Source organism: Buttiauxella sp. JUb87 (assembly GCF_004361975.1).
Taxonomy (GTDB): Bacteria; Pseudomonadota; Gammaproteobacteria; order Enterobacterales; family Enterobacteriaceae; genus Buttiauxella; species Buttiauxella ferragutiae.
Genome location: NZ_SNVY01000001.1, coordinates 1,632,616 through 1,655,216 on the forward strand (window position 1 = coordinate 1,632,616; position 22,601 = coordinate 1,655,216).

General features: G+C 51.7%; 21 protein-coding genes. 8 read left to right on the top strand and 13 right to left on the bottom strand.

Annotated features, from left to right (window positions below; all coding sequences use genetic code 11):
* Positions 1–51: 51 nt before the first annotated feature.
* The 6 genes from ypfH to dapA form a co-directional block, all read right to left on the bottom strand.
* Positions 52–750 (bottom strand): esterase, encoded by a 699-nt coding sequence (ypfH, locus tag EC843_RS07715; RefSeq protein ID WP_064544523.1) that lies wholly within the window; start codon positions 748–750, stop codon positions 52–54.
* A gap of 74 nt (positions 751–824) precedes the next feature.
* Positions 825–2,840: a GNAT family N-acetyltransferase gene (locus EC843_RS07720; RefSeq protein ID WP_166642046.1), complete on the bottom strand. Its 2,016-nt coding sequence runs from the start codon at positions 2,838–2,840 to the stop codon at positions 825–827.
* Between the two features lie 24 nt (positions 2,841–2,864).
* Positions 2,865–3,740 (bottom strand): neutral zinc metallopeptidase, encoded by an 876-nt coding sequence (locus tag EC843_RS07725; protein WP_133522008.1) that lies wholly within the window; start codon positions 3,738–3,740, stop codon positions 2,865–2,867.
* Positions 3,741–3,872: 132 nt separating this feature from the next.
* Complete coding sequence (gene purC / locus EC843_RS07730; protein ID WP_064544519.1) at positions 3,873–4,586, bottom strand: phosphoribosylaminoimidazolesuccinocarboxamide synthase; 714 nt, start codon at positions 4,584–4,586, stop codon at positions 3,873–3,875.
* Positions 4,587–4,693: 107 nt separating this feature from the next.
* Positions 4,694–5,728 carry an outer membrane protein assembly factor BamC gene (bamC, locus tag EC843_RS07735; protein ID WP_064544517.1) on the bottom strand — a complete coding sequence of 345 codons (1,035 nt, stop codon included), beginning with the start codon at positions 5,726–5,728 and terminating at the stop codon, positions 4,694–4,696.
* Between the two features lie 16 nt (positions 5,729–5,744).
* Positions 5,745–6,623, bottom strand: a complete 879-nt coding sequence (gene dapA / locus EC843_RS07740) for a 4-hydroxy-tetrahydrodipicolinate synthase (RefSeq protein WP_064544515.1) — start codon at positions 6,621–6,623, stop codon at positions 5,745–5,747.
* Between the two features lie 145 nt (positions 6,624–6,768).
* Between dapA and EC843_RS07745 the strand changes: the two genes are divergently transcribed.
* Positions 6,769–7,326: a glycine cleavage system transcriptional repressor gene (locus EC843_RS07745; RefSeq protein WP_064544513.1), complete on the top strand. Its 558-nt coding sequence runs from the start codon at positions 6,769–6,771 to the stop codon at positions 7,324–7,326.
* A gap of 14 nt (positions 7,327–7,340) precedes the next feature.
* Positions 7,341–7,811: a thioredoxin-dependent thiol peroxidase gene (gene bcp / locus EC843_RS07750; protein ID WP_064544511.1), complete on the top strand. Its 471-nt coding sequence runs from the start codon at positions 7,341–7,343 to the stop codon at positions 7,809–7,811.
* Positions 7,812–7,986: 175 nt separating this feature from the next.
* Here bcp and EC843_RS07755 read toward each other — a convergent pair whose 3' ends face one another.
* Positions 7,987–9,057 carry an AI-2E family transporter gene (locus EC843_RS07755; RefSeq protein ID WP_133522009.1) on the bottom strand — a complete coding sequence of 357 codons (1,071 nt, stop codon included), beginning with the start codon at positions 9,055–9,057 and terminating at the stop codon, positions 7,987–7,989.
* Between the two features lie 211 nt (positions 9,058–9,268).
* Between EC843_RS07755 and bepA the strand changes: the two genes are divergently transcribed.
* Positions 9,269–10,732: a beta-barrel assembly-enhancing protease gene (bepA, locus tag EC843_RS07760; protein WP_064544507.1), complete on the top strand. Its 1,464-nt coding sequence runs from the start codon at positions 9,269–9,271 to the stop codon at positions 10,730–10,732.
* An 11-nt stretch (positions 10,733–10,743) separates the two neighbouring features.
* Complete coding sequence (arsC, locus tag EC843_RS07765; protein ID WP_064544505.1) at positions 10,744–11,100, top strand: arsenate reductase (glutaredoxin); 357 nt, start codon at positions 10,744–10,746, stop codon at positions 11,098–11,100.
* A gap of 133 nt (positions 11,101–11,233) precedes the next feature.
* Here arsC and EC843_RS07770 read toward each other — a convergent pair whose 3' ends face one another.
* The 3 genes from EC843_RS07770 to upp form a co-directional block, all read right to left on the bottom strand.
* Positions 11,234–11,935: a DnaA inactivator Hda gene (locus EC843_RS07770; RefSeq protein ID WP_221200562.1), complete on the bottom strand. Its 702-nt coding sequence runs from the start codon at positions 11,933–11,935 to the stop codon at positions 11,234–11,236.
* 99 nt (positions 11,936–12,034) lie between these two features.
* Positions 12,035–13,321 (bottom strand): uracil permease, encoded by a 1,287-nt coding sequence (gene uraA / locus EC843_RS07775; RefSeq protein WP_121815115.1) that lies wholly within the window; start codon positions 13,319–13,321, stop codon positions 12,035–12,037.
* A 203-nt stretch (positions 13,322–13,524) separates the two neighbouring features.
* Positions 13,525–14,151 carry a uracil phosphoribosyltransferase gene (gene upp, locus EC843_RS07780; protein ID WP_034459132.1) on the bottom strand — a complete coding sequence of 209 codons (627 nt, stop codon included), beginning with the start codon at positions 14,149–14,151 and terminating at the stop codon, positions 13,525–13,527.
* A gap of 235 nt (positions 14,152–14,386) precedes the next feature.
* Between upp and purM the strand changes: the two genes are divergently transcribed.
* Together purM and purN are read left to right on the top strand one after the other, a co-directional pair.
* The gene (purM, locus tag EC843_RS07785; protein WP_064544499.1) at positions 14,387–15,424 is read left to right on the top strand and encodes a phosphoribosylformylglycinamidine cyclo-ligase; all 1,038 of its coding nucleotides are present in this window, start codon (positions 14,387–14,389) and stop codon (positions 15,422–15,424) included.
* Positions 15,424–16,065: a phosphoribosylglycinamide formyltransferase gene (gene purN, locus EC843_RS07790; RefSeq protein ID WP_064544498.1), complete on the top strand. Its 642-nt coding sequence runs from the start codon at positions 15,424–15,426 to the stop codon at positions 16,063–16,065. Before purM ends, purN begins: the two co-directional genes overlap by 1 nt.
* 40 nt (positions 16,066–16,105) lie before the next feature.
* Here purN and EC843_RS07795 read toward each other — a convergent pair whose 3' ends face one another.
* Positions 16,106–16,369, bottom strand: coding sequence for a SemiSWEET transporter (locus EC843_RS07795; RefSeq protein ID WP_064544495.1), 264 nt, complete (start codon positions 16,367–16,369; stop codon positions 16,106–16,108).
* Positions 16,362–17,717, bottom strand: a complete 1,356-nt coding sequence (locus EC843_RS07800) for a glycosyl hydrolase family 28 protein (protein WP_064544493.1) — start codon at positions 17,715–17,717, stop codon at positions 16,362–16,364. Before EC843_RS07800 ends, EC843_RS07795 begins: the two co-directional genes overlap by 8 nt.
* A 444-nt stretch (positions 17,718–18,161) precedes the next feature.
* Here EC843_RS07800 and EC843_RS07805 point away from each other — a divergent pair, with 444 nt between their 5' ends.
* Positions 18,162–19,607, top strand: a complete 1,446-nt coding sequence (locus tag EC843_RS07805) for an MFS transporter (protein ID WP_064544491.1) — start codon at positions 18,162–18,164, stop codon at positions 19,605–19,607.
* Positions 19,608–19,617: 10 nt separating this feature from the next.
* Complete coding sequence (locus EC843_RS07810) at positions 19,618–20,724, top strand: glycoside hydrolase family 88 protein (protein WP_064544489.1); 1,107 nt, start codon at positions 19,618–19,620, stop codon at positions 20,722–20,724.
* A gap of 44 nt (positions 20,725–20,768) precedes the next feature.
* On the opposite strand, the gene EC843_RS07815 is transcribed toward EC843_RS07810, so the two are convergent.
* On the bottom strand, positions 20,769–22,430 hold the full coding sequence (locus EC843_RS07815) for a hypothetical protein (protein ID WP_064544487.1): 1,662 nt from the start codon (positions 22,428–22,430) through the stop codon (positions 20,769–20,771).
* Positions 22,431–22,601 lie beyond the last annotated feature (171 nt).

The following is a 22,601-nucleotide window of genomic DNA, read 5'->3' on the forward strand; positions in this document are numbered from 1 at the left end:
TCTCCCCCAGGAGAGGGAGAAGAACCACTCCCGGGGTGAGGGAGTCCCATCTCACATAAACTCAACAATATCGTCGTCGTTCGGTTTACCGCCGCTCAGCGCTTCATCGAAATAATGCTTCGGCACGGTATAACGCAGATGGTCCAGCGCAATCTGAATGCTGCGGTCATCAATGGCGTGGCCTAAATTGTCAATCACATCCAGCGTCACATCGCCTCCAAGTTCCGTTAACTTTTCCGAGGCGTCAAAGGCATGTTTCACATCAATCACCCCGTCAATATCACCATGAATCAAATGAATGGTGGTTGAGGTTGATGCGCTTTCAGGAAGCGTTGCATAGCGACCATTAAAAGCAACTACGCGAGAAGCGAGGTACGGCTCGGCTTTCACGCCTTCAAGCGCCATGATAGCCCCTTGCGAGAAACCAATCAGCGCAGTGGCATTTGCCGCGACACCGCTGTGTCTCTGCCAGTCACGCACCACTTCGATAAACGTTGGCATGATGGCATCAACCCTTGCCTGGCGGTTTTCTTCCGTCACTCCGGCAACGGAAAACCATTCCCGACCTTGATACGGGCCACTGGGTGCCGGGCCGCCAATGCTGACCACCAACGCATCAGGAAAATGTGGTGCAAACCAGCCGCCAATTTCACCCATGGCAACAGGATTATCGCCAACACCATGAAATAACAACATCAGTTGCTTAGCCGGAGTGGCAGGGCTTTGGACTACAAAATGGTCATGTTGCATGGTGTTCTCCTTAAGTTTCTGGAGTTGACTATACGCCGACGAATCGCGATGACCATGCCATTTGACTGAACGACTTAGTGGAAAAATTGCAATTGCAAAAGCGCGCTTTTCAGCGCAATGCACTGTTGCTCATCGAGTTTTTCCAGCGCCTTTTGCACTTCCTGGCGCATGACGTTCAACAGCGCTTTGCGCCCGGATATGCGCCATTGTTGGCAGAGCATTTCTACACTCAGGTGTTGCTGGATGCGGCCACGCAATGCATTCAGTGGCATATCACTAGTGAGTAATAAGCGATTCAGGGAACCCAGACAGGCTTCCAGCGGGCGATGCCCAAACGCAAAACCTGCCAACTCCAGCCAGTCATCACTGTTTAGCGTAGCCTCTTCACAGCCAATCACGGGTAATGGATGGTCAATCCACGGCTGTAACCAGGCAATATCGCGCTGTAATCGGTGCTGTTCGTGGTGAGTGAGTGCTTCCCCTTGTGGTGTAAGCGGTAACAACGCCATCGCGTTATAGCACCCGCTGCTGGCCTCACGATGGCTGCCCACGCGCACCAGCACGAAGCCACAACTTTCCCAAAAGCGCCAAAGCTCGTCGGTAAAACCAAAACTGACTGAAAGGTAATCTGCGGCCTGCTGCGCGTGAGCTTTCACTCTGGCAATCATTTGTTGGCCGATTTGCTGGCGCTGGCGCAGCGGATGCACCGCAATGCGGCTGACGCGCAAGCCTTTAAACGTGGCAGCTAATGGGCTACCGCCGTGAGCCGCCAGTGATTGTGCAACCAGATTCCCACGCGGGCGCCGGAAGCCAGCCCATACAGCACGGCTCAGGTTCTCACTCAGCCCGCCCTCTTCCACCAGCCAGCTGGCACCTATGGTTTCTTCACCGCAGTTGGCGGCAATGAAATGCTGCCCTGGCGCATCCAGCATCCGCCGCCAGTCCAGTGGTGAAGTGCGATAGTGCGCACCTGACAGTAAGCGATACATATGTTGTAGTTGAAGCGAGGGTTGTGCTTCACGATTGTGTTCAATGAGTTGCAGGGAAATCGTGCCCTGTGCAACGGTGCTGACATCTACCTCATCAAACAGCAAAACCGTATCGATGAGTTTTTCCAGCGGGTCGTTGATAGCCCAGCGAATAGGTGTCGACAGGGTATAGCGCGTTAACGTGTCGAGGCTTGCGCAAAATTTGAGGATAAAGCCTCTTCCGGTTCCTTCGTAACCCTGAACCGTGGTGGTCAGCAACACACGAGGAAAATGGGAGATTAACTGGCGTAATTGAGGAGCCGGAATAGCGGCCGCCTCATCAATGATTAGCCAGTCGGCCTTAAAGGCCTCACTATTGGTGAGCAGCGCGTCTGGTGCCACAAAATTAAAACAATCACCGGCATGTTCAGCGAGCACATCCGTTGCCGCTTTGGCGGGCGCTGTCACCAGCCCCGTACCGGTAATCCTGCGCAGTAACATACCCGCAAGAGCGGATTTTCCACGCCCCCTCGGCGCGGTTACCACCGCAATCCCTTCAGGCATATCCAGCAATGTATCCAGAATAGTCGCCTGCTCATCGAAAGGCGCACCATTAGCCATATGCCACTGTGGACGTGGGGGAAACCCCGAGAATTTTAGCGGCTGGTGCTGCTGCCAGAGCACACATTCATTGTCGGCTTGAATACAGTGTTGCAGATGAGAGATAAAGTGCGGCGTGGGAATGGCTTCAGATTGCTCACTCCAGCGGGTCGAATCGGAATCGGGACGTAGCGGCCAACTGTTCCACGCGGGCGCAAGCAGTACTAACCAGCTTCCCGCTTTGAGTGTACCGGCCAGGGCTGCGAGCGCTTCGGCATCCAGCCCGTTTCGCGCGTCAAATACTGCGTGCTGAAACTCTCGCCCCAGCAACGTGCGCAGCGCGGTGGTGGCGCAGTGAAGTGGCAGCTCAGGCGCAGCTCCTACCCACAACCAGTCTCCTGGCAGTTGCCGGACGAGAGACTGGACTTGTTGGCTGCTCCACGTGCTTTCACCGGCCAGTATCAACATGCGACGAATACCCGCATCTACCATGCGGGTGGTGGCTTGCCGAAGCTGTTCCATAGCTTGAATCCTTGTCACATCTTGTTATTTGACAGTGTTGCCAAAGGTATTGCACTGGGTAGGGTCACCGCTATCGAAACCGCGTTTAAACCAAGTGTAACGCTGCTCGGAAGTACCATGGGTGAAGCTATCTGGCACTACACGCCCCTGCCCTTGTTGTTGCAGGCGGTCATCGCCAATGGCTTCTGCGGCATTCAATGCTTCCTGTAAATCTCCGGCATCCAGCACTTCTTGTTTCTGCATGCTGTTACCCCAGACACCCGCGAAGCAGTCTGCCTGTAATTCCATTTTGACCGACAGACGATTTCCTTCAGCCTGGGTCGCCCCCTGCTGGAGCTGACGAACTTTCGGTTCAATGCCGAGCAATTTCTGAACGTGATGCCCCACTTCATGAGCAATGACATAACCCTGAGCGAAATCACCATCTGCGCCCAGTTTGTTTTTCATTTCATCGTAGAAAGACAGATCGATATACACCGTGCTGTCTGCCGGGCAGTAAAATGGCCCCATGATTGACTGACCAGTGCCGCACCCGGTACGTGTCGCGCCACGGTACATCACCAGTTTTGGTTGCTGATACGTCCGCCCCATCTTCTGGAAAATTTGCCCCCAGGTATCTTCCGTGGTTGCCAGAATCACCGAGGTAAATTTGGCAGCTTCATCATCATTAGGGCTGATTGAACGCTGTGTAGATTGCTGTTGAACGGGTTGTCCGCCAGACAACAGTGAAGTCAGGTCAACGCCGTAATAACTCGCGACCACGACCACAATGAGAATGACAATACCGCCTTTACCGCCAGGTAAACGGAACCCGCCACCTCCACCGCCAAAGTTTGGACCTGAAGATTGACCTCTCCTGTCTTCTACATTGTCGCTTTCGCGACGACCTTGCCAGCGCATAATAGACCTCAATATTCACATCTTGTAATCAGTAGATCGTAGGTGGTTAATAGCAGGATTACCATAGGAAACAAGATGTGAAAAAGCCGAATGTGAAAACACATTCGGCTTTAAAAATAATTATGCAGGAAATTAGTCTAATTTAACGCCAAGACGATGAGCCACTTCTTCGTAAGCTTCAATCAAACCACCGAGGCTCTGGCGGAAGCGGTCTTTGTCCATTTTGTCGAGCGTTTGTTTGTCCCACAGGCGGCTACCGTCCGGGGAAAACTCATCACCCAATACGACCTCACCTTTGAATAAACCAAACTCCAGCTTGAAATCGACCAGGATCAGGCCTGCGTCATCAAACAACTTGCTCAGCACGTCGTTAGCTTTGTAGCTCAGCTCACGCATACGCGCCAGGTTCTCTTTGTTCACCCAACCAAACGTTTCGCAATAAGATTCGTTGACCATCGGGTCGTGCATCTCATCGTTTTTCAGGAACAAATCAAACAAGGGTGGATTCAGTTCAATGCCTTCTTCAATACCCAGGCGTTTAACCAATGAACCCGCAGCACGGTTGCGGATAACGCACTCAACCGGCACCATATCGAGCTTCTTCACCAGTATTTCGTTGTCGGAGAGCAGTGCTTCCATTTGCGTAGGAATGCCAGCTTCTTCCAGTTTGGCCATAATGAAATGGTTAAACTTGTTGTTCACCATGCCCTTACGGTCGAACTGTTCGATGCGGGCACCGTCCCCTGCTGACGTATCATTGCGGAATTCGAGCACCAACAGATCCGGGTTTTCCGTGCTGTATACGGTCTTCGCTTTGCCACGATACAACTCAGCTTGCTTTTGCATCTTTCTTACTCCAGGTGTGATTTAACTAAAAATTTCGTTATCCATCGCTACGCACACGTTTGCGTAGCCTGGCAGAAAAAAGGCCAGATTGCTCTGGCCTCTAAAAGTTACTTGCTGAATGCTGCCTGGAATACAGCGACCAGAGCATCGTTCTGGGACTGCGTCAGCGTGTGACCTTTTGGATCGATGAACTGCAGACTGCTGCGGTTATCGAGGTCGCCCACTTGCAGTTTATAGTCGCCACTGGACAGACCTGGGTCTTTCGCCCCTAAATCTTGCCATGCGCTATCAGACAATGGTTTGTAGGTCACCGCCACGCTACCGGTTGAACGCGTAGCATCGGTGACTTTCATGCCGACTTTCTCAAGCGTTGCAGGTAAACGGCCCCAAACAACGTTGTACGGAGCACGCACTACCAGCATTGGTAAGCCAGTGTCGTCAGCGGCACTTTGCACATCAAGTTGCGTCGCTGCACGGTTGTCTTTCGCGTTCTGCTGGTCAGTCTGGGTTTTATCCAGGCCTGCGCTAATGCTGTTCAACATTTCTGCGCTGTAACGCTGCAGGGATGCAGCGTCAGAAACTGGCTTGCCAGCCTGTTCCAGATTCAGCAGTTTAACCACCACAGCTTGTTGATAGCCCTGCGGTTTCACACTGATCTGGTAGCGCCCACGGTACTGTTGATCTTCATCAGCACGGTTCCATTCTACCCACTCAGTGGACAGAGTCTGGCTCGCGTCATCACGTTTATCAATGCCGTAGTTTTTTGCCTGAAGAACACTGACAACTTGCGGCCACAGCGTTGCGCTACGCGCACTTTCAACCATCAGCGTGGCGGTATCCCCAGTAAACTGAGTGCGCGCGCCACTGACTAATGCCAGAGGTTGAGCTGGCGGACGAATATCCAGCTCTTTGCCTACTGCGCCGCTGCCGTTGGTGACCGGAACATTATATTCACCGTTCTGCACCGGCAGGATCATCCCCGCCGGAGAATGGATTTCCGCAAGTGGTGCTGCATCTAAGTAGGCTTCGTCACCGCTAACCTGGCGCTTATAACGCTGGTCGGTGCTGCATGCTGCCAACAGCATGGCTAACGAAACCACTGCAACTTTCGCCACCATCGACTTCTGTACTGAGTGAGCCATCAAATCTCCCTAAACTTTACAGCAAACCGGCATGCTTGAGCGCGCTAATAATCACCGGACGACTGGCTTCAGTCAGCGGTGTCATTGGCAGGCGTAAGGTATCGGTTGCCACAAGTCCCAACTCCCGACATGCCCATTTGACTGGGATAGGGTTGGGTTCAACAAATAATTTATTGTGCAGCGGCATCAAACGTTCGTTGATAACGCGCGCTTGCGCATATTGCCCATTGGCGGCCAGTTTACACACTTCTGCCATTTCACGCGCTGCTACGTTTGCCGTCACAGAAATCACACCGTGGCCACCTAATTGCATGAAGTCCAGTGCACTAGCATCGTCGCCGCTAACCAGGATGAAGTCATCTTCAACCAGCTCTTTGATCTGATTTACTCGAGTTAAGTTCCCGGTAGCTTCTTTGATACCGATAATATTTTTGATTTGCGCCAGGCGGCCTACTGTTTCAGGCAGCATGTCACAACCGGTACGAGAAGGAACATTGTACAGCATCTGCGGCAGGTCGGTGCTTTCAGCAATCGCTTTGAAGTGCTGGAACAGTCCTTCCTGAGTTGGACGGTTGTAGTAAGGCGTTACCGTCAGGCAACCGACGATCCCGCTATTTTCAAAACGCTGAGTCAGGGAGATAGCTTCAGAGGTGGCGTTTGCGCCAGTCCCTGCGATAACCGGAATACGGCCAGCGGCCAGCTCCAGCGTCATCAGAACCACATCACCGTGCTCTTCATGGCTCAACGTAGCAGACTCTCCGGTGGTCCCCACCGAGACAATCGCCGCAGTCCCGCTGGCAACATGGTAATCAATCAGTTTTTTCAGGCTTGACCGGCAGACATTACCTTTCTCATCCATCGGCGTCACAAGCGCGACAATACTTCCAGTGAACATTGGCCATCCTCTGTGCTAACAAGTGTCTCAATGGTACGTTTGGTGCAGGATCAAAAGCAAGTCACCAGGTGACGCTACACGGTTGTACGCAGGTTTTTTTTATGCTTTCCTTATGATATCTCACCGATTCACAGGAAGAATACGTTTGACTCCCTCACCACACCATTATTTGGTCATTACGGCCCTTGGGGCGGATAGACCTGGTATTGTTAATACCATCACCCGCCATGTGAGCAGTTGCGGCTGTAATATTGAAGACAGTCGCCTGGCTATGCTCGGTGAAGAGTTCACGTTTATTATGCTGCTGTCAGGCAGTTGGAATGCGATTACCCTGATTGAATCGACTCTCCCCCTGAAGGGCGCAGAGTTGGATTTGCTGATTGTCATGAAGCGTACCGCCGCGCAAGAACGCCCAGCAATGCCAGCGACAGTCTGGGTACAGGTGGAAGTCACTGATTCCCCTCATTTAATCGAACGCTTCACCAATCTGTTTGATATTCACCATATGAATATTGCCGAACTGAGTTCTCGTACCCAACCGACTCAAGATGGCCAACCAGCACAGCTTTATATTCAGATTACTGCGCATAGTCCCGCCTCAGAAGATGCGAGCCGGATCGAAGATGAGTTCAAGGCCCTCTGTACAGAACTCAAAGCACAGGGCAGTATTAACGTTGTGAATTATCCACAGCAAGATGATTAAGACGGAGAGTTGTAATGAGCCCACTGAAAGCCGGTGATATCGCACCGAAATTTAGCTTACCCGATCAAGACGGTGAGCAAATAAATTTAACCGACTTCCAGGGACAGCGCGTTCTGGTTTATTTCTATCCTAAAGCAATGACGCCAGGCTGTACCGTGCAAGCATGCGGGTTGCGCGACAACATGGACGAGTTGAAAAAGAAGGGTGTAGAAGTGCTGGGTATTAGCACCGACAAACCAGAAAAACTGTCACGTTTTGCCGAAAAAGAGTTACTTAACTTCACCCTGCTTTCTGATGAAGACCATCAAGTCTGCGAACAATTTGGGGTGTGGGGCGAGAAATCGTTTATGGGTAAAACTTACGACGGCATCCATCGTATTAGCTTCCTGCTTGATGGCGAAGGGAAAGTCGAGAAAGTGTTTGATGATTTTAAAACCAGTAACCATCACGATATTGTGGTGAACTGGCTGAAAGAAAACGCTTAATTAGCGCATCACCCGATTAAAGACAAACGTCTTCGTAGGTCGGATAAGCGCAGCGTCATCCGACACCACTGGCGTAAATGGTGGATGACGCTAACGCTTATCCACCCTACAAAACACATTTATAACCCTTTGCCAGCAATCTGAAAGCCGACTTAACGTCGGCTTTTTACTGTCTCTAATTTGGCTTGTCGTCGATAAGCAGAGTATCTGGCCAGGCATGCACCACCGCTTTAATCAGCGTGGCAAGTGGGATAGCAAAGAACACCCCCCAGAACCCCCACAGTCCACCAAAAATCACCACCGACAGAATAATGACCAACGGGTGCAGGTTAACAGCCTCGGAAAATAGCACCGGCACCAGCAAGTTTCCATCCAGTGCCTGAATGATTAAGTAGACGGCAAACAGCGTCCAGAACTCAGTGCCAAGGCCAAACTGGAATAAAGCGACACACACTACCGGAATAGTCACGACAAATGCGCCAATGTAGGGAATCAGCACCGAGAACCCGACCAGTACCGCCAGCAGCAACGAGTAATTCAGGCCAAACACCACAAAGCCAATGTACGTCACCACACCCACAACCAGCATTTCCAGCACTTTACCGCGGATATAGTTGGTAATTTGTTGGTTCATCTCCAGCCACACCTGCCCCGCAAGCCCACGATTTCGGGGTAACACGCGGCGCACAGCATTCAGCATCTGCTCTTTATCTTTGACCAGGAAGAACACCATTAGCGGGACGAGTACCAGATAAATAGCTAGCGTTAGCAGGCCAACTAAAGAGGCAAGCGAATACTTCACCACCTGATCGCCCATGCCTATCATGCGCCCGCGCATATTTTCCGCCATCGCATCAATGATGCCCGCGTCCATCAGTGCCGGATAACGCTTCGGCAGCGTTGCGGCATAATCAGAGAGTTTATTCAGCATCCCCGGCATGTCACGAATCAGGTAGATACCCTGTTGCCAGGCGACGGGAGCCACCACTAAGACTAACAACAACAAAATACCAACAAATAACACCAGAACAATTGTCGTCGCCCAGGTACGGGAACACCCGACATGCTGAAGACGCGCAGTGGGCCACTCCAGCAAATAAGCCAACACAATCGCCATCAATAACGGCGCTAACAGCCCATGGAAGAAGAAAAGAATAACAAATCCTGCAACCAGAATGACCAGCAGTGCGATAGCCTCGGGGTCGCTAAACCGCCGTCTATACCACTGCAACAACATTTCGAGCATACATCCCTTCCCTGACAGCATTGTGCGAGGATCGATTGTATCTAAATGTCACAATAAAGACTTCGCTTTTTATCGCTGTTCAATAGCAGTTTAAAATTGACGCAGATAAGATATGTCTTAGTCATGCGGTGAGTTAGAGTTCATCGTAGTGTGCGAACAAAATCAGGTAACACTTGTCGAAGATTAACTTTGATTAAACAGGACAGGACGTATGTTCAAGCAGTTGAAAAAATCGCTGGTTGCAACACTGATGGCAGCTTTGCTTGCGGGTCCGGTCACACCAGCGTTTGCTGATGTGACCGATCAACTGCCAGATATGGGAACTTCAGCCTCAAGCACCCTGTCAATCGGCCAGGAATTGCAGATGGGCGACTATTATGTTCGCCAACTGCGAGGCAGCGCCCCATTAATCAATGATCCTTTACTCGTACAGTACATTAATAAACTCGGCATGCGCCTGGTGAGTAATGCCAATTCGGTTAAGACCCCGTTCCACTTCTTCCTGATTAACAACGACGAAATTAACGCCTTTGCTTTCTTCGGCGGAAATGTGGTGCTGCACTCAGCCCTGTTCCGTTATGCCGATAATGAAAGCCAGCTCGCCTCGGTTATGGCGCACGAAATTTCACACGTTACGCAGCGCCACCTGGCACGTGCCATGGAAGATCAGAAAAAGAACGCCCCCCTGACTTGGGTGGGTGCGTTAGGGTCCATTTTACTGGCGATGGCTAGCCCACAAGCGGGTATGGCGGCACTTAGCGGTACGCTTGCGGGAACGCAGCAGGGCATGATCAGCTTTACACAACAGAACGAACAGGAAGCTGACCGCATCGGGATTCAGGTGTTGCAGCACGCGGGCTTTGATCCGCAAGCGATGCCGACATTCCTGGAGAAACTCCTCGACCAGTCACGTTATTCCTCGCGTCCGCCGGAAATTCTTCTTACTCACCCATTACCAGAAAGCCGTTTATCAGATGCCCGTAACCGCGCCAACCAAATGCGGCCAGTGGTGGTGCAATCTTCTGAAGATTTTTACATGGCAAAAGCCCGTACGCTTGGGATGTACAACTCTGGTCGTAATCAGTTAACCAATGATTTGTTGGATAGCTGGTCGAAGGGCAATATCCGTGAACAGCATGCCGCCACTTATGGCCGTGCGCTTCAGGCAATGGGGGCAGAAAAATGGGATGAGGCGCGCAAGCTATTGCAACCGCTACTCTCAGCGCAGCCGGCTAATGAGTGGTATCTCGATTTATCGACCGATATCGACCTTGGGCAGAAGAAAACCGCAGATGCGATTAATCGCCTGAAGAACGCCCCAGGCCTGAAACAAAACCCGGTGTTGCAGCTAAACCTTGCCAACGCCTACGTGCAGGCGGGCCAGCCTAACCAGGCAGCAGAAATTCTTAATCGCTATACCTTTGCTCATCCGGACGACAGCAACGGCTGGGACTTGTTAGCGCAAACCCAGGCTGCATTGGGTAATCGCGATCAAGAACTCGCCGCTCGTGCCGAAGTTATGGCGCTGGTCGGGAAACTCGATCAGGCTATTACGCTGCTCAGTGGTGCCAGCGCACAAGTTAAGTTGGGTAGTTTGCAACAAGCGCGTTATGACGCGAGAATCGATCAGTTCCGCGAATTGCAAAAACGTTTCCTTCAGTATTCGAAGATGTAACAGGAGTTACGATGTCCACAACTGTTTCTATTTATCACAATCCACGCTGCTCCAAGAGCCGTGAAACATTAAGCCTGCTGAAAGCGAATGGCATAGAACCTGAAGTGGTGTTGTATCTGGAAACCCCGCCCGATGCCGCAACGATAGAATCATTGCTGAGCAAACTGGGTTTTGGCAGCGCACGTGACCTGATGCGTCAGAAAGAGGATTTATACAAGGAGTTGAATCTGGCTGAGCCGACATTAAGCGAGGATCAATTGATTCAGGCGATGGTCAAGAATCCAAAATTGATTGAACGCCCGATTGTGCTGGCGAATGGCGAAGCAAGAATTGGCCGCCCACCGGAGTCGGTGCTGGAGATTTTGTAATCTAGTGATTTAACGCCCTCACCCTAACCCTCTCCCCCAGGAGAGGGAATTTCCCTGTTTTCTCCTTCACACTCAGGAGAGGGAATTGGTTTTCTCCTTCGCCCTCAGGGAGAAGGCCGGGATGAGGGTGGTTTTACAGCCCCAAAATCTCTTTCACAAACGGGATAGTCAATTTACGTTGCGCTGTAATCGAAGCCAGATCAAGCTGATCAAGCGTCATAAACAGCGTACGCATTTCCCTGTCCAGACGTTTTAGCAGGAAACGCCCCACGTCCTCGGGCAATTCAAAACCACGAAGTCGGGATCGCAATTGCAGCGCCTGGAGTTTGTCATCATCGGAAAGCGGTTGCAGCTTATAGATTTGGCCCCAATCAAGGCGTGATGCGAGATCGGGCAATTGCAGGTTGAGCTGGCGCGGTGGGCGATCGCCGGTAATTAACAGCCGCGTTTTGCCAGATTCCAGAATGCGGTTATAGAGATTAAAAATCGCCATTTCCCACAGTTCGTCGCCCGCAACACACTCAATATTGTCGATACACACCAACGAAAGCTGTTCCATGCCATCAAGCACTTCCGGAACAAACCAGGTGCGTTTATCGAGAGGCACATAGCCAACGGCTTCGCCACGTTGCGAGAGTTCCGCACAGGCTGCATGAAGCAAGTGGCTACGTCCTCCTCCTTCTCGCGACCAGAAATAGATATATCCGCTGTGATCCTGACGGAGCACGGACTGGAGTGCGGCGAGTAAAGAAGGGTTATCACCCGGCCAGAAACTTGCAAAAGTTTCGTCATCAGGCAAATAGAGTGGCAGTGATAGCTGTGCCGGCGTATTCAGAATTACCTCAACCATAACAGGCAGAAAAACGCAGAGAGTCTATCACAGAATTGGCGATCAGGAGAACCGGGCGCACACGTCGCCCGGCTTGCATCAAAACTACGGTTTTACGTTGGTTTCTTCTGCATCAAGCACCACTTCTTCCGGACGCAGGATACTGATCAATTTGAAGATCAGGCTCAGACCAATACCGACGATAGTCGCCAGCGCCATCCCTTTCAGCTCAGCCGCACCAATATGTAGGGTCGCACCGCTGACGCCAACGATCAGAATGATAGCGGTCAGGATCAGGTTTTGCGTTTTGTTGTAATCCACTTTCGAATCAATCAGCACGCGGATACCTGAAGCGCCGATCACCCCATACAGCAACAGAGAAACACCGCCGATTACCGGAACCGGGATGATTTGGATCGCCGCCGCCAGTTTACCGACACACGACAACAGAATCGCGATAATCGCCGCACCGCCGATAACCCAGGTGCTGTACACGCGGGTGATCGCCATAACGCCAATGTTTTCACCATAAGTGGTGTTCGGCGTAGAGCCGAAGAAACCGGAAATCACGGTGGAAAGACCGTTAGCAAACATCGAACGATGCAGACCTGGGTCGCGGATCAGATCCTTTTTGACGATATTCGCCGTCACCACCAGGTGCCCAACGTGCTCGGCGATAACCACCAGCGCTGCTGGCAAAATGGTGAAGATGGCAAACCACTCAAAGCGCGGCGTGTAGAAGGTTGGCAGTGCAAACCACGGAGCCTGAGCAATCGCCGCGGTATCCACAATGCCGACGGCAAATGACAGCGCGTAGCCAGTCAGCACGCCGATCAGAATTGGGATAATTGCCAGAAAACCACGGAACAAGACTGAGCTAAATACCGTCACACCCAGCGTTACCAGCGAGATCAGGATGCTGGTGGTATTCGGTTCGGTACCCGCAGCTGGCAATAGGCCTGACATTTCTGCGGCAACACGTGCCAGTTCCAGGCCGATAACCGCCACAATTGCGCCCATTGCCGCCGGAGGGAACATCACATCCAGCCAGCCGGTACCGGCTTTTTTCACAATCAGCGCCACGATACAGAACAACACACCGCACATAATAAAGCCGCCCAGCGCCACTTCATAACCCAATGGCAACAGCAGCAGCACTGGCGAAATAAACGCAAAACTTGAACCGAGATACGCCGGGATTTTGCCTTTACAGATAAAGAGGTACAGCAGCGTCCCGATCCCATTAAACAGCAAAACCGTAGCCGGGTTGATGTGGAACAGGAATGGCACCAGAACGGTAGCTCCAAACATAGCGAACAGGTGCTGTAAGCTTAACGGTATCGTTTGCAGCAGGGGTGGTCTTTCGTGTACCCCAATGGCGCGGCGCGTCATAATGTTGTCCTCTGAATGATGGTGTTGTTGTGTTTTAGTCAAAAAAAAGCCGACTCTCAAAGTCGGCTCAATTTTTTAATGCTCAATAGATTTCGGATTGCAGGAAGGCGGCAACTGCGCAAATCCCTGGGAGCGTAGATTTGCTACGTGACCAAGGTGAGCAAAGGCAGCCAACGCATCAGCAATTCGAAAGATGAAGAGCATTATTTGGTACCAAAAATCTTATCGCCGGCATCGCCAAGCCCCGGAATAATGTATCCGTGCTCGTTCAGACCCTGATCGATAGAAGCAGTAAACAGCTCTACGTCCGGGTGCGCTTTTTCCAGTGCCGCGATACCTTCTGGTGCTGCCACCAGAACCAGCACCTTAATGCTGGTACAACCGGCATTCTTCAGCAGGTCGATAGTGGCAATCATAGAACCGCCGGTTGCCAGCATTGGGTCAACCACCAGCGCCATACGTTCTTCAATGTTAGAAACCAGTTTCTGGAAGTAAGGCACCGGCTCCAGGGTTTCTTCATTACGATAGATACCCACTACGCTGATACGTGCGCTTGGAACGTTTTCCAGCACGCCTTCCATCATGCCCAAACCGGCACGCAGAATTGGCACAACGGTAATCTTTTTGCCTTTGATCTGGTCAATTTCTACCGGGCCGTTCCAGCCTTCGATAGTGACTTTTTCAGTTTCCAAATCCGCCGTGGCTTCGTAAGTTAGCAAGCTGCCAACTTCTGAGGCGAGTTCACGAAAGCGTTTGGTGCTAATGTCGTTCTCACGCATCAGGCCCAGCTTGTGTTTGACGAGTGGGTGTTTGACTTCCACGATCTTCATACTCTTTCTCCCCGAGATAGTTGGCCACCACAAAAAAAATCGCCGGATTATACCGCTTTTTGATGGTGGTGCCACAGGAATTGGCACTGATTGGGGTTGATCAAGATCAACGAGACTGGAATGAGTATATATCAACAATAATTACATCCTGCTGAATAAGGGGCTCGCAAACGTTTGCCTGCACTGTTAGAATTGCGGCGTTTTTTATTCCTAACCCATCCGCGGGGACTTAGCAGTGACCGACAAAACTTCTCTTAGCTATAAAGATGCCGGTGTTGATATTGATGCTGGTAACGCTCTGGTCGATAAAATCAAAGGTGTAGTGAAAAAGACCCGCCGCCCGGAAGTGATGGGTGGCCTGGGCGGTTTCGGTGCGCTGTGTGCGTTACCGCAGAAGTATCGTGAACCTGTGCTGGTTTCCGGCACCGACGGTGTGGGTACTAAACTGCGTCTGGCTATGGATTTAAAACGTCACGACACAATCGGCATCGACCTGGTGGCCATGTGTGTGAACGACCTGGTCGTTCAGGGTGCTGAACCGCTGTTCTTCCTCGATTATTACGCAACGGGAAAACTTGAAGTCGAAACGGCTGCAAGCGTCATTACTGGTATTGCCGAAGGTTGTCTGCAATCTGGCTGCGCATTAGTCGGCGGTGAAACTGCTGAAATGCCGGGCATGTACCACGGTGAAGATTACGACGTGGCTGGTTTCTGTGTCGGCGTGGTCGAGAAATCTGAAATCATCGACGGCTCCAAAGTGACCGATGGCGATGTGCTGATTGCGCTGGCTTCCAGTGGCCCGCATTCCAACGGTTATTCTCTGGTGCGTAAAGTGCTGGAAGTGAGCGGTACTGACCCACTGACTACCGAATTAGAAGGCAAACCGCTGGCAGATCACTTGCTGGAACCGACGCGCATTTACGTGAAGTCGATTCTGGAATTGATTGAACAGGTTGACGTTCACGCGATTGCTCACCTGACCGGTGGCGGTTTCTGGGAAAATATCCCACGCGTTCTGCCAGACAACACTCAGGCGATTATCACTGAGTCTTCATGGCAGTGGCCTGCGGTATTCGGCTGGTTACAACAAGCCGGAAATATCAGCCGTCATGAAATGTACCGCACCTTTAACTGTGGCGTGGGTATGCTGATTGCGCTGCCTGCTGCTGAAGCGGACAAAGCGGTTGAGTTTTTGAATGCAAAAGGTGAAAACGCCTGGAAAATCGGTAGTATCAAAGCTTCCGATTCCTCTGAGCGCGTGGTTATTGAGTGATGAAACGCATTGTGGTGCTGGTTTCCGGCAACGGAAGCAATCTTCAGGCAATCATTGATGCCTGCAAGCTTAAAAAGATTAATGGCACTGTAGCGGCTGTATTCAGTAATAAAACCGAAGCTTTTGGGCTTGAACGTGCGCGTGAAGCAGAAATTCCTGCTCACGCGTTAACCGCCAGCCAGTTCGTCGATCGCGCAGCGTTCGATCGTGAGTTAATGCTTGAGATCGACGCTTACGCCCCGGATCTGGTGGTTTTGGCAGGTTACATGCGTATTTTGAGCCCAGAGTTTGTCGGGCATTATGCCGGGCGCTTGATTAACATCCACCCTTCTCTGTTGCCGAAATATCCCGGCCTGCATACCCATCGTCAGGTGCTGGAAAACGGTGATGAAGTCCATGGGACATCGGTGCATTTTGTCACCGAAGAACTGGATGGCGGCCCGGTTATTCTGCAAGCCGAAGTGCCGGTATTTGAAGGTGATGACGAAGAAGACATCACCGCTCGCGTGCAGAATCAAGAACACGCAATTTATCCGTTAGTCGTTTCCTGGTTTATTGAGGGGCGACTGGAGATGCGTGAAAACAGCGCCTGGCTTGATGGCAAAGAATTACCACCGCAAGGCCACGCTGCAGACGAGTAAATCAACTGCCTTCTCCTCAACAGAGAAGGCAGTATCCCGCTTATTTCGCTCGTTCGTTCATCACCTTCATTGTTAACACGGTCGCCGCTAACAACAGGGTGATGCCGTTGGCGATCATCAGCGGCATATCACCGCTTGTTAGCCCATAAAGCAACCAACACAACACCCCAAAAACAAACACCAGATACATACTCAGAGAGATCGCTTTAGTATCGCGATTTTTCAGGATATGAATCACTTGCAGGGCAAAAGAACCGGTGGTGCAGCAGGCAGCAACTCCACCCAGCCATGCGAAATCAGACATCTTGTTTTACTCCATCACACTCTACCAATACCACAGCCTGTTCGTTCCAGTCGGAAGGTAGAGGCTGTGGACGAAAAACATCGATATTGCGCAGCGTCAGGCCATTCACTCCACAGCAATACAGCGCGGGCAAACCACCGGGATAAGCCTCAACACCGTAAGCACGCTGCGTATCTGGATTAAGACACCAGGCGTTGTCCAGCCCCATACCCGTTGGCGAAAGCGGGTTACAGGGTGGACGAATGTCGTATAAACCCTGCTCCGGTGAGGCGCTGATGCTTTGGGTGAGTTGCAAACCATCAATGATTACCTGGCGCACCAGTCCTGGTTGCTCGCTGTGTAAATTAACCGCCCCTTCACTCACGCCGGTTAAACCACGGAACTGGATAAACTCAATCGCACCTGGTTGAATCGCCGGGTCACGGAAACGGGCAGACAAGTAGACTGGATCAGCCTTACCCCAATGGCAGGCATGCACCATCTCGCAGTTAAAAGTGATGTTACTGAAGATCATGCGTCGTAAGCGTCCGCCGTCACGGGAGACAATCCCGATGGCGCGGTTTGATTCGTAAATGGCACAGTTGGTGACACAAATATCTTCAATGTCTTCCCAGGTTTCAGTACCAATTTTTACCGCACAACTTTTGGAACGTAACGTGCAGTTGTTCACTACCACATGGCGCGTCGGGCGTTGCAACGGTGCCGGTTTACGGCTCGTCTTCAAGCAGATAGTGTCATCGGCGGCGCTGAAATGACTATTGCTGATATGCACTTGCTGGCAACTGTCGATATCCAGTGCATCGGTATTAGCCAGTGAAAGATCGTTATCGATGGTGATGCCATGCACTTTTACCAGCTCACACGCCACCAGATGAATCGTCCACATTGGGGCATTTTCGATAGTAAAGTCGCGGAGCTGTACGTGACGGCAATCTTCAAAAACAATCATGCGCGGGCGCTGTTCGGCAGGCTTGCGATAGCCCATATCATCAGCCTGTGCATCAAACCAACCGTCAGCATTGCCATTAATCTTCCCGGCGCCACAGATGGTGATGTTATGCGCACCATAGGCGTATAAGAATGCCCAGCGCGAGCATTCCGCCTGGCTTTTAGTGGTGGCTTGCCCAAAGTCCTGGCCGTCATCGCTGACCCACAACTCAGCACCAGCCTGCAAACTGAGCGTAATATTGGAGCCAAGTGTCAGACCACCCAACCTGTAACAGCCACTTTCAACTTCCAGCGTTCCTCCCCCCTGTTGCGCCAAAGTATCCAGCGCTTTCTGGAAGCGGAGCGTATCGTGATTCTTATCGTCAGTATTCGCCCACTGCGGGGTCAGAGTCAGTTTCATGGTTCTCTCATCACTCGATGTAATAGACCCAGACATCTCACCATGCCCCTTCTCAGCACTCCACCGCGCCGCAATAGCTGATTAGCAGGAATGTTGCCTGACTCGCAAAATACCTTTTGCCCTGGGGTAAAAGGTGATCTTCATCACATCAGGTTTAAGCAGCATTTTTCCATTAGTGACGCAGATCACACTTTATTGCCCTTTCTGGCTTCTACGCCGCTCAAATACCAGGGGAACGATGAATACACATTCGATATTTCCCCACCCCCTTCGCATTACCGGACAAAACCCTTCCTGTCGCCATAGAGACTGCGGCCCACACTTCGTACCGTAGATGCCGAACTCCTTTTTTATCGACACGAGATAAGAACAATGGACACAACGACAAAAAACACGGCTCCAGCTGGAAGGGAAGTCAAAACCAAAAATATTCTCGCCTGGGGTATGGGCGATATTTTTGGTAGTGGCGCGATGACCATTACCGGCCTTTGGCTGCTGTATTTCTATATTGAGGTTGCCGGGTTATCGCCTGCTGCTGCCGCTTCCATCTTTGCCATCGCCAAAATTTGGGATGGGATTACCGACCCGGTGATGGGCTACATCACGGATAACATTCGCAGCCGTTGGGGACGCCGCCGCCTGTTCTTTATTATTGGCGCACCGTTCTCACTGACCTTCGCCTTGATGTGGATGAGTGGCTACGGATACTTCTGGTATCTCGGCACCTATTTGCTGTTCAGCACTGTCTTCACATTGCTGATGGTGCCTTACGATACGCTACCTGCGGAGATGACCAACCGCTACGAAACCCGCTCGAAAATGTCGGGTGCACGTATGCTGTTTGCACAAGCCACCGCGTTTCTTTCCGCACTGATACCTGGGCAAATTCTGGCGCACGTTGCTGATAAAGATCAGGCATTTATGCTTATCGGTATTACCTTCGCCGTGCTGTTCTCGCTGCCGTGGATTTTCGTCTGGCGTGGCACCTGGGAGCGTGACAACCTGCCGCCGCCACAAACGCAAACCGGGCTGCTCAACACGCTGAAATCTCTGTATCGGGAAATGTTGTCAACGTTTCGCCTTAAGACCTTCCGCATTCATATCATGATGTATGTCGGCGGCGCGGTTGCACTGGATATCTTCGGCTCGCTGTTTATGCACTTCATGACCTACGTGCTGCAAATCAGTGCCGGTCTGGCTTCGCAGGCGCTGAGCCTGATGACCTTGTTCCAGTTTCTCGCCATCCCTGTTTTCACCTGGCTGTGTATTCGCGTCGGCAACGGCCATGCGTATAAAGCGGCTATCGGCATGATTTTGATAAGCCTGGTCTACTTCAGCCAACTTTCCGCAAGCTACGCCTCCATTGGCATGCTGGTGCTTGGCGGGGCTGTCATGATGGGTATCGCGCGTGGTGGTACCTATCTCATTCCATGGAACGTGTACAACTTCTTACCTGATGTCGATGAGGCTTATACCGGCGTGCGCCGTGAAGGGATCTATGCCGGTGTCATGATGTTGACCCGCAAATTCTCCCAGGCACTGGCACTGTTTATTGTTGGCCTGGCGCTTGAGTCTTTCGGTTTTACCAAAGGTGTGGCATCGCAAAGCAGCACGGCCATTGATGGCATCTGGTGGGTGTTCGTTGTCGGCCCTGGCGTGTTGGCAGTCATGGCGATGTGCGGTGCCTTCCGCTTCCGCCTCAGCCAGTCACGCCACCAGGTACTGATCAGCGAACTGGAACGCTTACGTGCAGGTGGGAAACCGGAAGATGCTAGCCCTGAGACCAAAGAGGTTGTCGAAACCCTGACCGGCCACCCGCACAGCAATGCTAACTGGGCGTATCGTCCAACCCACGAAATCAAAATTACTCCAGCTACAACTTCTGTTTAAGGAACAGACCATGACTACGACACTGTTATCCCCAACCCGTGAACACACCACTGAGCTGATTGATAGCCTGATTGGTGGTCTGGTCGACATCAAAGACGCTGACGGGCGTTTTTTACAACGCCTCAGTGATGGCCGAATTGTTGATACCAAAGGCTGGGCAGGCTGGGAATGGACACACGGAATCGGCCTGTTTGGTTTATATCGCTACTATCAAGTAAGTGGCTCTGAGCGCGCCAAAGAGCTTATCGACCTCTGGTTTAGCGATCGTTTTGCCGAAGGCACTCCGGTCAAAAACGTCAATACTGCCTGCCCATTCCTGACACTGGCATTATGTTATGAAGAGCAGCCAAATCCGCAGTGGCTGCCATACCTGGAAACCTGGGGCCGTTGGCTCCAGCACCAGCTGCCGCGCACCGATGAAGGCTGCTTCCAGCATGTGACTTATGAAAACGACCACCACCAGCAAATCTGGGACGATACGCTGATGATGGCAGTTCTTCCGCTGGCTAAGATTGGCAAAATGCTTAACAAACCAGAGTGGATTGAAGAAGCAAAGTATCAGTTTACTCAGCATATTCAGTACCTGGCGGAACCTAAAACAGGACTGTGGTATCACGGCTGGAACTTTGAAGGGCGACACCATTTTGCTGGCGCACTGTGGGCGCGTGGCAACAGCTGGATTACGCTCGCCATTCCTGAGTTTTTGGAGTTGTTAGATTTATCACCGCAGGACGCGCTGTATCGCCAGTTGTGCAATGTTTTGCGCAATCAGGTCGCGGCACTGGCCGAATGCCAGGCGGAAAATGGCCTGTGGCCAACGCTGCTTAATGACCCTGAAAGCTATGTTGAAGCTTCGGCCAGTGCTGGCTTCGCGGCGGGGATCTTCAAAGCTGTGCGTCTGGGTTACCTGGAAAGCCACTGGCTGCCAGTCGCACAACGCGCCACCGATGGGATTATCAAGCACATCACGCCAGAAGGTGAATTGACGCAGGTTTCATTTGGTACCGCGATGGGTCACGACCTTGACCACTACCGAAATATCCCTCTGACCTCAATGCCATACGGGCAAGCAATGGCCATTCTTTGCCTGGTTGAATCACTGCGTTTACACATCTAGTCATCAGGTGGATAAAGCTTTTGCTTTATCCACCTTTTCTCCCCCTAACCTGACAATTTCGCTAACTCTTTGCTTAAACTCCCGGCCAGTGCGCGGGCGCGCCCGGCATCAAACATCACATGAATGGCCGGAGGAATGTCACTCCATTTGCCACAGAAATCTTCCATCTCATGAGCAGTGCCATACAAAGCCTGAATATTGGCCTGGCAAACTTCACGTAGGCTCCAGTTGTTTTCAACTTCACGCGCGTAGTGCAGGGTGAAAAAGGCTTTCTGCGCATGAATAAACGCCCGGCAATATAAAAACAGCCCCTGCCACTCCGTTTGCCAGCGTTGCGCTAATGCTGGCGGGAAGCCAGCATGTTTCGCGAATTCTAATGCCTGGCGCTGTACATTTTCCGCCCCTTGCCAGGCGAGATCTTTCTCGGCAGCAATCAACGACAGCTTCCGTGAAGCCCCTGCCGCATCCTGGCTTGCAAAGACGATGTCATCAGCAGAACCGGGCAACCAGTGGTTACGGTTAAGTTGCCCGTACAAACTCCAGACCACCTGGCCGTAGCTTTCAGGCAACAAGCTGTGACGATGAAAAACATGGTGGCGGGCATAAATAGCGCTGTAAATCACCTGATGCGCCTGTTCAAACAACCCCATTAGTACCAGAAGCTGTTGTTCATCCGCCGGCCATTGCCAGCATTCCAGTAACCAACGTTTCAGCAGTTGCGCGGTATTCTCTGACGGAGCCTGGGGATCGAGAAATTTGGCGCAGCTAAACAGGTTAAATTCACTTAACGTGCCAATCACACAGTGGTTATCGATACCTTCCCAACTGGCTTTGCATAACACACCTTTGATCGCCGGATTGCTGGCCCGGCACCACAGTAATCGCCCCTGGATTTCATCAACGCGGATAAACGGCAGATTTCCCCAGCAGACCTCTTCGCCTGCGGCATCGACTTCCGCCCAGACTTCGCGGTCTGTAATCGCCAGCAATGCCGGGTTATTAGGGAATTCGGGCCAGAAGCGTTCTGGTGTCAGTTTTATCGACACCGCCACATCAGCAGGTAAACCGGTGATAGCTTCAAGAACCGGTTCAACGCCGTCGATACTGGCGGGGAAAAGACGCAGCACCAGATGTTTGTGATGGCGAGCCATGACCTGAGCGGCAGCATTAAAGCAGCAACGATAAAGCGCCGAGCTGGCCGATTTTTTTTGCTGCGCCACGTTCTTTTTCCAGTCAGGCGTGGCTATCGGCACCAGACTGTCAGTATTGGAAATGGCCAGCAGCAGGCCATCTATCGCGGGAATCTGCTGGCACACCAGCGCCAGTTTATCGGCCAGATACTGGCTCCAGAAATCAACATCAAAACGCAGGCCGCCGTGACCATCGAATAATTGCGGTTGATGGAGCAGTAAATCAGCCGGAAAGCCTAGCTCTTTAGCCTGCAGATAAAAACGCAGACCGCGCGCTTTGCAATACTGAGCAAGCCGATTCAGGTAAACGCAACAGCAACGCTGATGCACGGAGATACGGTCATTGTATTGCGCAGGAGTGTAGCCCGCCGGAGTGACAAGCTTGCCGAGCAGATCGGTTTGCCCGATCACCACGGTATTAAAGTTATGTGCACAAGCGTAATCGACAAACTGGCAGGCTTGATGCCAGTTCCATAGCTCCTGGTTGTTCAGTTCAAGCGCCCGTGTTTCCCACATTCCCTACTCCTACTACAGTTTAAAACGCTATTTTAATTTATAGTTTCGCCTGTGACTGTTTCCTTTCTCACAGAGTCATGCGCTATACCTGAAGTTATTCAGACCCCAGCATTGGACAATCCCCGCCAAAGCTCGCCATAATGTCCAACGTGACGGCATTTAACGTCCACG